14 protein-coding genes and 2 tRNA genes are annotated in these 13,029 nt (G+C 60.7%); 8 read left to right on the forward strand and 8 right to left on the reverse strand.

Annotated elements, in window-relative coordinates; all coding sequences use genetic code 11:
- Positions 1–13 precede the first annotated feature (13 nt).
- From J3A64_RS18125 to J3A64_RS18150, 6 genes are all read left to right on the forward strand, one after another.
- Entirely contained in the window at positions 14–523 is a 510-nt protein-coding gene (locus J3A64_RS18125; RefSeq protein ID WP_014920289.1) for a methylated-DNA--[protein]-cysteine S-methyltransferase, read from the forward strand.
- Positions 523–1,050: an RNA polymerase sigma factor gene (locus J3A64_RS18130; RefSeq protein WP_210065222.1), complete on the forward strand. Its 528-nt coding sequence runs from the start codon at positions 523–525 to the stop codon at positions 1,048–1,050. Before J3A64_RS18125 ends, J3A64_RS18130 begins: the two co-directional genes overlap by 1 nt.
- On the forward strand, positions 1,050–1,679 hold the full coding sequence (locus J3A64_RS18135; RefSeq protein ID WP_210065224.1) for a methylated-DNA--[protein]-cysteine S-methyltransferase: 630 nt from the start codon (positions 1,050–1,052) through the stop codon (positions 1,677–1,679). Before J3A64_RS18130 ends, J3A64_RS18135 begins: the two co-directional genes overlap by 1 nt.
- Complete coding sequence (locus J3A64_RS18140; protein ID WP_014920286.1) at positions 1,676–2,410, forward strand: alpha-ketoglutarate-dependent dioxygenase AlkB; 735 nt, start codon at positions 1,676–1,678, stop codon at positions 2,408–2,410. Before J3A64_RS18135 ends, J3A64_RS18140 begins: the two co-directional genes overlap by 4 nt.
- A 104-nt stretch (positions 2,411–2,514) precedes the next feature.
- Positions 2,515–3,114, forward strand: a complete 600-nt coding sequence (locus J3A64_RS18145) for a DNA-3-methyladenine glycosylase I (protein ID WP_014920285.1) — start codon at positions 2,515–2,517, stop codon at positions 3,112–3,114.
- Positions 3,115–3,837: 723 nt separating this feature from the next.
- A complete protein-coding gene (locus J3A64_RS18150) occupies positions 3,838–4,467 on the forward strand; it encodes a GyrI-like domain-containing protein (RefSeq protein ID WP_014920283.1) in 630 nt (209 codons plus the stop codon).
- Here J3A64_RS18150 and J3A64_RS18155 read toward each other — a convergent pair.
- Complete coding sequence (locus J3A64_RS18155) at positions 4,454–5,308, reverse strand: rhomboid family intramembrane serine protease (RefSeq protein WP_011772795.1); 855 nt, start codon at positions 5,306–5,308, stop codon at positions 4,454–4,456. The two genes, J3A64_RS18150 and J3A64_RS18155, sit on opposite strands and share 14 nt — an antisense overlap.
- 21 nt (positions 5,309–5,329) lie before the next feature.
- The gene (locus J3A64_RS18160; protein ID WP_011772794.1) at positions 5,330–5,872 is read right to left on the reverse strand and encodes a peptidylprolyl isomerase; all 543 of its coding nucleotides are present in this window, start codon (positions 5,870–5,872) and stop codon (positions 5,330–5,332) included.
- Positions 5,873–6,026: 154 nt separating this feature from the next.
- Here J3A64_RS18160 and J3A64_RS18165 point away from each other — a divergent pair, with 154 nt between their 5' ends.
- A complete protein-coding gene (locus J3A64_RS18165) occupies positions 6,027–6,998 on the forward strand; it encodes a hypothetical protein (protein WP_210065227.1) in 972 nt (323 codons plus the stop codon).
- Between the two features lie 144 nt (positions 6,999–7,142).
- Positions 7,143–8,018, forward strand: a complete 876-nt coding sequence (locus J3A64_RS18170) for a glycosyltransferase family 2 protein (RefSeq protein WP_014920281.1) — start codon at positions 7,143–7,145, stop codon at positions 8,016–8,018.
- 18 nt (positions 8,019–8,036) lie between these two features.
- Here the strand turns inward: J3A64_RS18170 and J3A64_RS18175 are convergent, their stop codons facing one another.
- From J3A64_RS18175 to gyrA, 6 genes are all read right to left on the reverse strand, one after another.
- Positions 8,037–8,945, reverse strand: coding sequence for a DMT family transporter (locus tag J3A64_RS18175; RefSeq protein ID WP_210065229.1), 909 nt, complete (start codon positions 8,943–8,945; stop codon positions 8,037–8,039).
- A 145-nt stretch (positions 8,946–9,090) separates the two neighbouring features.
- Positions 9,091–9,166 (reverse strand) — tRNA-Ala (locus J3A64_RS18180).
- 70 nt (positions 9,167–9,236) lie between these two features.
- Complete coding sequence (locus tag J3A64_RS18185) at positions 9,237–9,356, reverse strand: DLW-39 family protein (RefSeq protein WP_210065230.1); 120 nt, start codon at positions 9,354–9,356, stop codon at positions 9,237–9,239.
- 47 nt (positions 9,357–9,403) lie between these two features.
- Positions 9,404–9,477: transfer RNA gene (locus J3A64_RS18190), tRNA-Ile, on the reverse strand.
- A gap of 113 nt (positions 9,478–9,590) precedes the next feature.
- Positions 9,591–10,310, reverse strand: coding sequence for a DUF3566 domain-containing protein (locus J3A64_RS18195; RefSeq protein ID WP_014920279.1), 720 nt, complete (start codon positions 10,308–10,310; stop codon positions 9,591–9,593).
- Entirely contained in the window at positions 10,307–12,976 is a 2,670-nt protein-coding gene (gene gyrA / locus J3A64_RS18200; RefSeq protein WP_011772788.1) for a DNA gyrase subunit A, read from the reverse strand. Before gyrA ends, J3A64_RS18195 begins: the two co-directional genes overlap by 4 nt.
- Positions 12,977–13,029: the final 53 nt, after the last annotated feature.

Genomic DNA, 13,029 nt, shown 5'->3' on the forward strand with positions numbered 1-13,029 from the left:
ACGTCTACAAGATATGAGCAGCCGGCACACCACCTTGGATTCCCCACTGGGGCAGTTGACGCTGACTGCCCGCGGGGAAGTTTTGACGGGCATTTTCTACGAGGGACACTGGCATATGCCTCCGCCCGACTATTTCGGAGACCCAGCCGGAATCGAGGACCCGGTCTTCGCGCGTACCCGGACCGAACTAGCCGAGTATTTGGATGGCCACCGGACAGTTTTCGATGTCCCCTTCCAAGCTTTGGGAAACCCGTTCCAGGAGAAGGTCTGGGAGCGGCTTCAACATATTCCTTTCGGTGAAACCGTCAGCTACGGGCAGTTGGCTGCTGAATTCGGGGATCCCCATCTTGCCCAGGCCGTTGGCTCCGCGGTGGGACGCAACCCCATCAGCATCATTATTCCCTGCCATCGAGTGGTTGGGCGCAACGGTCAACTCACCGGGTACGCGGGTGGTCTTCGAAACAAGCGTTTCCTCTTGGAATTGGAAGAGCCGGCTGAAGTGCGGGAGGGCAAGCTTTTTTGATGAAGCCCAGGCAAATGGTTAATAAGAAGCCGTTCGAAGCGGTGGTGCGCGAGCAGGGCGCCACAGTGCTTCGGGTGTGTCGTGCGATTCTCGGCGTGCACGACGCCGATGATGCATGGTCAGATACGTTCCTGGCCGCGCTGCAGGCGTATCCGGCTCTCCCGGCAGAGGCGAATGTTGAGGCCTGGCTGGTCACCATCGCCCACCGCAAGTGCATCGACCATGTGAGGGCCGGAACCCGCCGCGCCATGCCGGTAGACCATCCACCGGACCAACCCTCCAGCCTGGGCATTCCTGGTGACGGGCACGAGGAACTGCTCGACGCAGTCACAAGCCTCCCGCCCAAGCAGCGCCAGGCCGTTGCCTACCACTATCTTGCGGGTCTTCCCTATGGCGATGTTGCCGCCCTGTTGGGGGGCACCGCCGAGGCCGCCCGTCGCGCCGGCGCTGACGGCGTGAAGTCGCTCCGCTCCGCTCTGGCCATCCACCCGTCGCTGGCTCATACATCCTCGAAAGGTGATATCTGATGACACTTGAACTCAGCCCCGATCACGCCGAGGTCGTTTCGCTTCTGAAACCGTTGGACGCAGGACTCGAACTGGCCATGGCCAGCCTCCATGCCCGGTTGGAGAGCGACGCTCAGCTCACCCACACTTTGGACATCGCGTACAGGATTGTGGACTCCCCGTTAGGGAAACTCCTCTTGGCTGCCACGGATCGGGGAATTGTCCGCGTGGCATTCGAGGTGGAAGACCACCAGTCCGTCCTGCAGCTCCTGGCTAATACCGTAAGTCCACGGATCCTTGAGGCACCGGCCCGGTTGGACGACGCCGCGCGGGAACTCGACGAGTACTTCACAGGCGCCCGGAAGGAGTTTGACCTCACGCTGGACTTCCGTTTGTCCCGCGGTTTCCGTCTTAACGTTCTGCGTCATCTGCCTCGGATCCCGTATGGCAACACAGCCAGCTATGCCCAGGTAGCCCAGGCAGCCGGCAGCCCCAACGCGGTACGCGCCGTGGGAACCGCCTGCGCCACCAACCCTTTGCCCCTCATTGTGCCGTGCCACCGGGTAGTGAAGTCCGACGGCAGTTTCGGCGGCTATCTTGGCGGAAGCGAGGCCAAACGCGCATTGCTCCGCCTTGAGGCGGCGGCATGAGTGACGACGCCCTGTTTCCGTTGGAACTTCTCCAGCCGGAAGGGCACGACGCCGGTCCCCGCCTGATTGCGCCCGGTGCCGTCCACGTTCCTGGTTGGCTCACCCTTGAGCAGCAACGATGGATCGTGGCGCGCTTTGGCGAATGGACCCAGGGGCCGGTTCCCCTGCGTGCCGCCACCCTTCCGGGCGGACACCAGATGTCGGTTCGAACCGTTTGCCTTGGTTGGCACTGGCAGCCTTACCGGTACACAAGGGAAGCCACGGACGTCAACGGCCGTCCCGTGCTCGACTTCCCGGACTGGATGGTGCGATTGGGCCGTAAAGCACTGGAAGCGGCCTACTCGCCAGGCGATGAAGGCGTTGAACTCGATGAGGTAACGAGCTCGCTGAGTGGGCTTGCCAACCAGTACACACCCGACGCTGCCCTGGTGAACTTCTACAATGACGGCGCTGCCATGGGAATGCATCAAGACAAGGACGAGCGCTCCAGCGCACCTGTGGTTTCGCTCAGCATAGGAGAGACGTGCGTCTTTCGGTTTGGAAATACGAAGACACGGACCAAGCCCTACACCGACGTTGAACTTCGTTCCGGAGACCTCTTCGTCTTTGGAGGACCTGCACGGTTCTCTTATCACGGCATCCCCAAAGTCCTCCCGGGAACGGCACCGGATGGGTGCGGCCTCTCAGAAGGTCGTATCAACATCACCATGCGGGTGACGGGGTTGTCGTGATTCCGGAGTCCCACCCCAAGAATGTCAGAGGCACCGGGCAGAATATCCCCGGAAGCTGAATTACTGGTCGGCCACGGGAGCGGCCCGGCTGCAAAGGAGCATGCATGACCCCGGATAACGGCACCGTCCTCGGCGAGGATGGCTTGGCACGTCCGCTGTGGGCTGCCTCTGACACCCTCATGCAGGCCTACTACGATCACGAGTGGGGAATGCCTGTCCGCGATGAGCAGGGCATGTACGAGCGCATCAGCCTCGAAGCGTTCCAAGCCGGCCTGTCTTGGGCCACCATTCTTCGGAAACGGGATGCTTTCAGGAAGGCCTTCCTGGACTTCCATCCGGAGAGTGTCGCTGCCTTCACCGAAGCCGACGTGGAGCGGCTCATGCTTGACGCCGGAATTGTGCGCAACAGACTAAAGATCAAGGCAGCCATCACCAATGCCAAGGCCACCATTGCCTTGCGCGACGAAGGCGGCCTGGTGGACTTCGTTTGGTCGTTCCAACCCGAAAACACGCCGACGCCCAGCACCATGGCCGACATCCCTACGACGTCCCCGGAGTCGATCGCGTTGTCCAAGGCCCTCAGAAAGAAGGGTTTCGCTTTCGTGGGCCCAACCACCATGTATGCCCTCATGGAAGCCGTGGGCATCATCGACACCCATCTGATGGATAGTCACCGTCGGGGTGCCTCGGGAGTTTGGACGTAAGTTTGCCGTCTTCGCCGACGCCGAATCGCTTCCGTTGGTCCACAGCGCTTGTCCACAGAAGTGTGTAACTTTATCCACAGGCGTGGATAACTTCTGTGGACATCCACGTAGTTGTGGGGAAAAACAGCACCAACCCGGCGATCGCAGACCTGGAGCCGGACCCGACAGACTTTTACCCACTGTGCACCGCGCTGTGGATAGTGCCCCAAGCTTCACTTAAAGTTCAGCTTCTCGGGATTGTCCGATTTGCCAAGGGAAGACTCGGGCCCTACCTTCCGGCCGAAAGGCTCGTCCGCGTTACCGGGAGCGGCTGAGGACTTACCCACTTAACAACAACCCCATACCCACAAGTTATCCACAACTGGGGAAAACGTGTGGGTTTCCAGATCCAGATCACTGCTTTGCCGGGCTTTACAGCCCCTCCGACGGGCTGAACTACACGAGTGTAAGTTATTAACACTGTTGATAAGCCTGTTGATATGTGGCTGCCCACAGCCGTATTAACAGGGTTGTCCACAGCCGCCAACAATATGGGCCGTTTGTCCACATATTCTCTCTCGACGGGGACAAAGTTATCCACAGATGTGGGGAAACGCATGCCTTTCGGGGGATATCTACCGTCCTGACGAGCGTACGGACGGTTTCGGAGACTAACTACACGCATGTAAGTTACGCACACTGTGGATAACGTCTGTGGATAAGCCCTGAGAGTACGGTGGTGTCATGAAGAGCGACTTCAAGAAGCAGATCTCCAGCTACAGTGCCAAGCACGGCCGGTTCTCGGTGGTCAGCGTTCCCACTTTGCAGTTCTTGATGATCGACGGTCACGGTGACCCCAACACGGCGCAGTCCTACAAGGACTCGCTGGCTACGCTGTATCCCGTCGCCTATAAATTGAAGTTCTTCAGCAAGGGTGAGCTCGGCCAGGACTACACGGTGATGCCGCTTGAAGCTTTGTGGTGGTCCGACGATATGGAGTCCTTCACCAGCGCCAGGGACAAATCACGCTGGGACTGGACGTTGATGAACATGGTCCCCGAATGGATCACGCAGGAGCACGTGGATATGGCGCGGGAGACCGTCGCCAAGAAGGGGGAGGCCCCGCTTCTGGAAGCACTGCGCTTGGAGCCCCTCAATGAAGGTTTGTGCGTGCAAACGCTTCACGTAGGGCCGTACGACGATGAAGGTCCGGTCCTTGAAGAGATGCACACCAAGTTCATTCCGGAACAGTCACTGACGATGACCGGCAGGCACCACGAGATCTACCTGGGCGATCCTCGCCGCACTGCGGCCGAGAAACTCAAGACCATCCTGCGGCAGCCGGTCTTGAACGAGCCCGCTATCCAGCGGTGACGCGGAACCATGTGACTACGGCCAACAGGCCCGCCACCAGAACCAACCCGCCGGCTTGGAGCAGGGCCTGGTTCTTGCCGCGCGGAGCATAGGCGATTGCGGCAGCAGCCAGGCCTCCGGTAATCAGGCCGCCCAGGTGGGCTTGCCATGCAATGCTGGGCACGAAGAAGCCAATGGCGCCATTGATGGCGATCAAGACCCACAGTTGCTTGGTCTCTCCACCCCTGTGCCGCTGCACAACAAGCATGGCGCCGAAGAGACCGAAGATGGCACCGGAAGCACCTACCACTCCCACCGGGGGCAATGTGGGAGTCAGGGCAAGGAAGCCCACGGATCCGCCAATTGCGGAGATCAGATACACAGCGAGGAATCGGATCCGCCCGAGCAACGGCTCAAGGGCTTGTCCGAAAATCCACAGCGTATACATGTTCAGGACGATATGGAGCAGGAAGCCCTGCGAGTGCAAGAACGCCGCCGTGACCATGCGCCATGGCTCACTGACGGCAAAGATGTTGGCGAACGCAAAGTCCTCGAAGACTGCGTCCCCGGGCACAATCCACTGAAGGACATAAACCAGTGCGCACAGACCGATGATTACGAACGTCACCAAAGGCCGGCCTACTGCCAAAGCTCCGCCATACGGTGAGCGATATGTCGGCGTCGTACGTTTTTGTTCGTTGACGCAGTCAACGCATTGGAACCCGACGGCGGCCGCCCGCTGGCACTCGGGGCACGCAGGGCGCCCGCAGCGCTGGCACCGCACATAGGAGGGCCTGTCCGGGTGCCTGGGGCACACCGGAATATCAGCGGACGGCTCGGCCGACGGAATTCCGTAACTCATGGGCTCTGGTTCAGCGTGCGACTAGAGCTGTTCGATGTCGATGCTGTTGATGACGACGTCCTCAACCGGGCGGTCGCCCATGCCCGTGCGGACGGACTCGATCGCGTCAACAACCTTGCGGGACTCTTCGTCCGTCACTTCACCGAAGATGCTGTGCTTGCCGAACAGCCAGTCCGTGTTCACGGTGGTGATGAAGAACTGTGACCCGTTGGTGCCCTTGCCCATCTGGATGCCGGCGTTGGCCATAGCAAGCTTGTACGGAGCGTTGAAGGTCAGTTCCGGGTGGATTTCGTCATCGAACTGGTAGCCCGGTCCGCCCACGCCGCGGCCCAAGGGGTCGCCTGCCTGGATCATGAAATCTTTGATGATCCGGTGGAAGATGGTGCCGTTGTAAAGCGGGGTGCCGGTCTTGTCTTCGCCGGTTTCGGGGTGGTTCCAGGACTTTTCGCCCGTGGCCAGGCCAACGAAGTTGGCGACCGTCTTGGGGGCGTGGTTGCCGAAGAGGTCAACCTTGATGTCGCCGAGGCTCGTGTGGATCGTTGCTTTTGCGGTTGCGATGGTCATGGGCCCATTCTTCCATGCAGGGTCAACGCCCGTCCGGCTGTAAAGCCGGTTCCGCGCTCGGTGAAATCCGGGACGAACTCGGACAGATGAATAGCCGGTGTTCCACAAGCGACGTAGGCTAGCAACAAACGAGCATGTGTATCGGGAGGTAGTTGTGAAGAAATCAGACCGTATTGCCCGCGAACTCGAACAATCAGTCACGGCCGGTGTGGATAACGCCCGCGACTGGGCTGCGCCACGCGTGGAAGCAGCCGTCAATTGGGCTGTTCCGCGTATCCAGCACGGCATTGACAGCGCTTCCCCCAAGATCCAAGAGGGGCTGAAGTCCGCTGCGCACAACCTCGCCGACGGCGTTGCAGTTGTAACGCCGCGGATTCAGGACGGGTTGGCGCACCTCGCGCCGAAGATCCATGACGTAGTTGAAGACGCCACACCCAGGATCCAGGAGACCCTCAACAGGGCAACTCCGGCACTCGGCCACGCGCGGGACAAGGTTGTTGACGAATACCTGCCCAGGCTCTCCGAGCAGCTGGGCCAGGCTTCGGTAGCCGTTCACCATGCCTTGGAGAACGCGCCGGCACAGGTGGATGCCGTAGCCCAGAAGCTGGTTGATTCGGGTGTTGTCCACAGTGTCCAGGAGCAAGCCCACGCCACTGGCAAGCAGATCAAGGCAGTTGCGGACCAAGCCAGCAAGGCCGTCTCCACCACGCTGGTCAAGGAACCGAAGCCCAAGAAGCGCGGTTGGTTGATCGTCACGGTCATTGCCGCCGCCGCTGCTGCCGGTGTTGCTGCTTGGAAGGCCTCCAAGCCGGTTGAAGATCCGTGGAAGACGCCTTCACCGGTGACGCCGACGCCCGCTCCGGTTCCGGCAACGAGTTCCACTCCGGCTCCGGCCGAAGCCTCTGTGTCGGCTACAGCAGCAGTTGCTGAGCCGAAGGCTTCGGACATCACGCCGGAAGAAGCCGCAGCTGAGGCCGAGCAGGCAACCAAAGACGCCTTCAAGAACGTGGAGGATTCCACCGAGAAGGTGGCAACCGACGCCAAGACTGCCGTCAAGAACATTGCGGCCAGCCTGCAAAAGGACACCGAAGGCAAGGACTCAGACGCCAAGGGTGCACAAAGCTAAACCCTGAACATACGGCCTCAATCAAGGGCCAGCAAGTCAAGCATCTGAAGGGATCATGGCGTCAGCCGTGGTCCCTTCAGTGTTTGCCGGTTTGTAACCCTAGCCTCCATTGGACGCAACGCCCCGGGTGTTAGATTTGAGGGGATGTCAGCCGATAGACCCCTTGCGGGTGCCCTCCAGGACGCTCCGGAACCTCCGGGTGTGTCCATCGTCATCCCGGCGTATAACGAGGAAAGCGTCATTCGCCAGTGCCTCATCGCGGCCATCTACCAGTCTGTTCCCGCCGAAGAGATCATTGTGGTGGATAACCTGTCAACGGATCGCACGGCCAGGATCGTGCGCCAGATGCAGCAGGAATACCCCGAGAGTCCCATCATCCTCTTGAGCCAGGAATCCACCCAGGGCCTGATCCCCACACGCAACCACGGGCTGAACAACGCCACAGGGGACGTGGTGGGCCGCATCGACGCTGACTCCGTCCTTGAACCGGACTGGGTGGAGCAAGTCCAAAAGGCATTCATGGACCCGTCCGTCGCCGCAGCTACGGGTCCCGTGGTTTATTACGACATGCCCATGCGCCGCTTTGGACTCAAAGCGGACGACAAGATGCGCCAGCTTATGCTCCGCCTAGCGAAGCACCAGTACCATTTCCTCTTCGGCTCCAACATGGCCCTTCGCCGCTCGGCATGGGAGACCATCCGTGATGAAACGTGCCTGGATCCCAAAGACGAGATGCACGAGGACATTGATCTTTCGCTGCACCTGTTCGAGCACGACCTCAAAGTGCAGTACCTGCCCCAGATGGTGTCCGGGATGTCTGCCCGGCGGCTTGAGGACTCGCCGCGGGACTACCGATATTACGTCCAGCGTTTCGATCGAACGTACAAGGCCCACAACGTCAAGAAAATGGCGCTGAAGGCACCCATGGTGGTGTTCTTCTCGGTGTACTTCCCGGCCAAGTTGCTTCGTGCCATCCACACGGCCAACTCGGCGCAAGGCGCCCGCCGCGGCGGTGTGTAAACGCCCGACGGCGGCACCTTAGTCCGCGCCCAGCTCGGCTTCGCGCCGGTCTGCTACCGGCCGCCCACGCCGCTGACCGGAGACGACGACTGCCAGACCCACCAAGATCAGCGCCAAACCCGCATAAGTTCCGGCAGGCAGGGTTTCATTGAGGAAAATGGCCGCCAGGATGGCAGCACCTGGAATCTCCAGCAGGATGATCATGGAAACCAGTAACGGGCTCATGGTGGCCAGCAAGTGGTTGAACGCCGTGTGTCCCACCAACTGCGCACAAACGGTGATGGCAATAATGCCAAGCCAACCGCCGGCATCGAACCCTGTCAGAGGCTGGCCGCTGAACAAAGCCATCACCGCCACAATCGCCGCGCACATGCCGTAGCAGAGCGTCGTGTAAGTTCCCGTCCCCATGGACTGGCGTGCTTTGCCCCCAGCCAGGGTGTACAGCCCGGCCAAGGCACCGCCAGCTAGGGCCAAGAGGTCGCCCAGAAGCGCTTCGGGGGATGAACCCATGTCGAACCCGGTGATGGCCACAACGCCGCCGAACGCAATGCCCAGGCCTACAAGAACCGGCCACCGGTGCCGTGTCCCCCGAAACAACTGGAAGACGGCAATCCAACCCGACTGCAGGCACACCAAGGCAGTAGCGGCCGCCACGGACGTCAGCTGCAAGGCGGTGATGAAGCACGCGAAGTGGAAGGCAAGTGCCACGGCCGCTACCGCGGACCAGCCGAATTCACGGCGCGTGATCCTCCCGAATGCCTTCGGCTCCCGGATGACGACGGGGCCCGCCATCACCACGGCGCCGATCGCGTTGCGCCAGAACGCGATTGCCAATGCTGTCACTGAGGTGGCACCGAGCGTGCCGGCAATGAGGGGTCCGGAGGAGGCCACACCCAGTACACCGAGCGCGGCAATGAGAAGGTTCACGGATCCACCATAGTGTGGCGGGAGGTTCCCCAACCAAGCGGCCGTAGCTGCTCTGCAGGTAAGGCATCAGAACACCTACTCCAGTTATTGGGAAAGCAACCTTAAATGCAAAAGTCCCGGTCATTTCTGACCGGGACTTTTCTTATGGTGGAGGCACGGGGACTCGAACCCCGAACCCCCTGCTTGCAAAGCAGGTGCGCTACCAATTGCGCCATGCCCCCATAAGAAGCAACCCGTCAATCATACCCCATGTCTGGACTGGTATTTACCAACTCAAACCGGGCTCCTCGGCTAGTCGACCGTGTCGGTTGACTTGCTCCAGACATCCTTCCGGGCTTCGGATTCCTGGGCCTTTTTATAGGCCAGGACACCTGCGACTACCGCTGCTACTACTACCAGCAACTTCTTCACAAGCACCTCATTCTGGTTCAGTTTTACCTGAACCTCTTTGGGTTCCGTGGGCGTACCAGGACTTGAACCTGGGACCTCTTCGTTATCAGCGAAGCGCTCTAACCGCCTGAGCTATACGCCCCGATGCCTCATCGGGCCGAGATATGACTGTACAGCACATCCCGGCCCGATCTCAAATCGAGGCATTTCCCCGGTGGATTTCCGCCCTTTTCGGCGTATTTCCGGGGGTTTTGACTAGTCGTCGGTCAGAGTGACGCCGACGCCACCAACCAATGTTGCAGAAATGTTATACAGAACGGCTGACAGCATGGACAGTGCGGTCAGGAGGACCACGTTCACTACGGCAATGATGGTGGCAAAGGACGCCACCTGGCCGAGCGAAGCAATCTTCTTCAGTTCGAATCCGCCACCTTCGGAACCCGCCAAGGTACCGAGGAGGCTATCCACCTGGTCGAAGATGCCTGTGAGATCCAGCACAGTCCAAAGAACGATCGCGGCAACCACCGTGACGATACCCAACGCCACGGACAACAGGAATGCCATCTTCAGTACTGACCACGGGTCCACCTTGCTGACCAAGAGGCGCGCACGGCGAACTTTTGCCTTGGGGGCCGGCTTCACCAGTCCGGGCCCACCCTGCGCTGGACGCTGGGGAGCGGTGCCCGCCGGACGTTGGCCGGGCTGCACCGGGCGCTGGCCCGGGGCACCAGCGGGACGCTGAGCTCCCGTGGCAGGGCGTTGTCCGGGAGCACCAGCAGGCCGTTGAGCGGAGTTGGTGCCGCTTGCGGGACGTGCGCCTGCTGCTCCGCTCCCGGAAGCACCGGTTCCGGGTGCACCGGTTCCGGGACGCTGCTGGGGCCTTGCAGGCGTTCCTGCCTGTGCGCTGCCCGCGGGCTGCCGGAGTCCGCCGGGGACACCTGTGCTCGGCTTGGGATATGAGTCGGAATTACTCACTCGTTACCTCCGGTATTGTCTTCGTTCAGCTCCGCGCCCGTTTCGAATTCCGGGTCTGCGTCGTTTTCCGTTTCGGCCGTCACGGTCGCCTCGGAGGCGCCGTCGTTTGCAGCCAACGTTACGTCATCGTCGAGTCCGTCCTCTGACTCTTCCACTTCCAATCCGCGTTCGCTGTTGCGGGCAACCTCGATAATGCGGTCATTCTTGTCCGGCTTGGCGAAGATGACGCCCATGGTGTCGCGTCCCTTGGCAGGGACACCGGTCACAGCCGAGCGGACCACCTTGCCACCCTCCATGACTACCAGGACTTCGTCCTCTTCCTGCACAATCAAGGCGCCAACAAGGTCACCGCGGTCTTCAGCGAGCTTGGCCACCTTGATGCCCAGGCCGCCACGACCCTGCAGACGGTATTCGTCCACGGCGGTTCGCTTGGCATAGCCGCCCTCCGTCACGATGAAGACGAACGAGCCGTCCTGGACCACGTCTGCGGCAAGTAGTTCGTCGTCTTCACGGAACTTCATACCGGTCACACCGGAGGTGGCGCGGCCCATGGGACGCAAAGCATCATCGGTGGCCGTGAAGCGGATTGACTGGCCCTTGCGAGAAACCAGGAGGAGGTCATCGGTTTCACTGACCAACTGGGCCGAAACGAGTTCGTCCTCATCGCGCAGGTTAATGGCGATGACGCCGGCTGTGCGGTTGGTGTCGTAGTCCTCCAACCGAGTCTTCTTGACCAGACCATTCTTGGTAGCCAGCACCAGGTACGGAGCCTGCTGGTAGTCCCTCAAGTCAAGGACCTGGGCGATGTGCTCATCCGGCTGGAACGCCAGCAGGTTGGCAACATGCTGGCCCTTGGCGTCTCGGCCGGCTTCCGCCAGTTCGTAAGCCTTTGCCCGGTACACGCGACCAAGGTTGGTGAAGAACAACAACCAGTGGTGGGTGGTGGTCACGAAGAAGTGCTCCACGACGTCGTCACCGCGCAGCTGCGCACCCTTGATGCCCTTGCCGCCACGCTGCTGCGAGCGGTAGTTGTCACTCCGAGTCCGCTTCACGTAGCCGCCACGGGTGATGGTGACTACCATTTCCTCTTCAGGGATCAGGTCTTCCATGGACATGTCGCCGTCGAAGCCCATCAGAATGTGGGTGCGGCGGTCGTCGCCGTGCTTGGCAACGATCTCCGCGAGTTCCTCGCTGATGATCTGGCGCTGGCGTTCCTCAGAAGCCAGGATCGCGTTGTACTCCTGGATCATCGCTTCGAGCTCGGAATGACGGTCCTGGATCTTCTGGCGTTCGAGGGCAGCAAGTCGGCGCAGCTGCATGTCCAGGATGGCACGGGCCTGGAGTTCGTCGATCTCCAAAAGCTCCATAAGGCCTTCGCGAGCCGCTTCCGTGGTGTTGGATGCGCGGATGAGCGCAATCACCTCGTCCAGCATGTCCAAAGCCTTGAGGAGTGCGCGCAGGATGTGCGCTTCTTCCTCAGCCTTGCGCAAGCGGTAGCGGGTTCGCCGGGCAATGACGTCCATCTGGTGCGCAACCCAGTGACGGATGAAGGCATCAAGGCTCAACGTACGCGGTACGCCGTCCACAATTGCCAGCATGTTCGCCGAGAAGTTGTCCTGCAGCTGGGTGTGCTTGTAAAGGTTGTTCAGGACCACCTTGGCCACGGCATCGCGCTTGAGCACGATCACCAGGCGCTGGCCGGTTCGGCCGGACGTTTCATCGCGAAGGTCCGCGATGCCCTGGATCTTACCGTCCTTGACCAGTTCGGCAATCTTGATGGCCAGGTTGTCCGGGTTGGCCTGGTAGGGAAGCTCGGTCACCACAAGGCACGTACGTCCTTGGAGTTCCTCAACATTAACCACGGCACGCATGGTGATGGAGCCACGGCCGGTGCGATAAGCATCTTCAATGCCCTTGTGGCCAAGGATGGTGGCACCCGTAGGGAAATCGGGTCCCTTGATGCGCAGCAGCAGTGCTTCGAGGAGCTCTTCGCGCGTGGCTGTGGGGTTATCAAGCGCCCACTGCACGCCTTCTGCAACTTCGCGAAGGTTGTGCGGCGGAATGTTGGTGGCCATGCCGACGGCGATACCTGAGGAGCCGTTGACCAGCAGGTTGGGGAAACGCGCCGGCAGGATGGTTGGTTCCTGGTTCTTGCCGTCGTAGTTGTCCTGGAAGTCGACGGTTTCCTCGTCGATGTCGCGGACCATTTCCATGGCCAGCTGGGCCATCTTGGTTTCGGTGTAACGGGGTGCGGCCGCGCCGTCGTTACCGGGCGAACCGAAGTTGCCCTGGCCCAGTGCCAGCGGGTAGCGCATGGTCCAGTCCTGGATCAAGCGGACCAAAGCGTCGTAGATCGCCATGTCGCCGTGAGGGTGGTAGGTGCCCATGACGTCGCCCACAACGCGGGCGCACTTGTTGAACGAGCGGTCGGGGCGGTATCCGCCGTCGAACATTGCGTACAGAACGCGGCGGTGCACCGGCTTGAGGCCGTCGCGGACGTCCGGGAGGGCGCGGCCGACGATCACGGCCATGGCGTAGTCCAGGTAGGAGCGCTGCATTTCCGTCTGCAGGTCCACCTGCTCCACGCGGTCTGTCAGCACATCACCTTCGAGAACAACATCCTCGACGTCGTTCGGTTCCGGGACTTCGGGAGTTTCGTCACTCATAATCTAAGGTTTCCGTTTCAGGTATATGTCAGTTCTGGAATATTCAGATGCCC

The sequence above is a fragment of the Pseudarthrobacter sp. PvP004 genome (genome assembly GCF_017876035.1).
GTDB lineage: Bacteria > Actinomycetota > Actinomycetes > Actinomycetales > Micrococcaceae > Arthrobacter > Arthrobacter aurescens_A.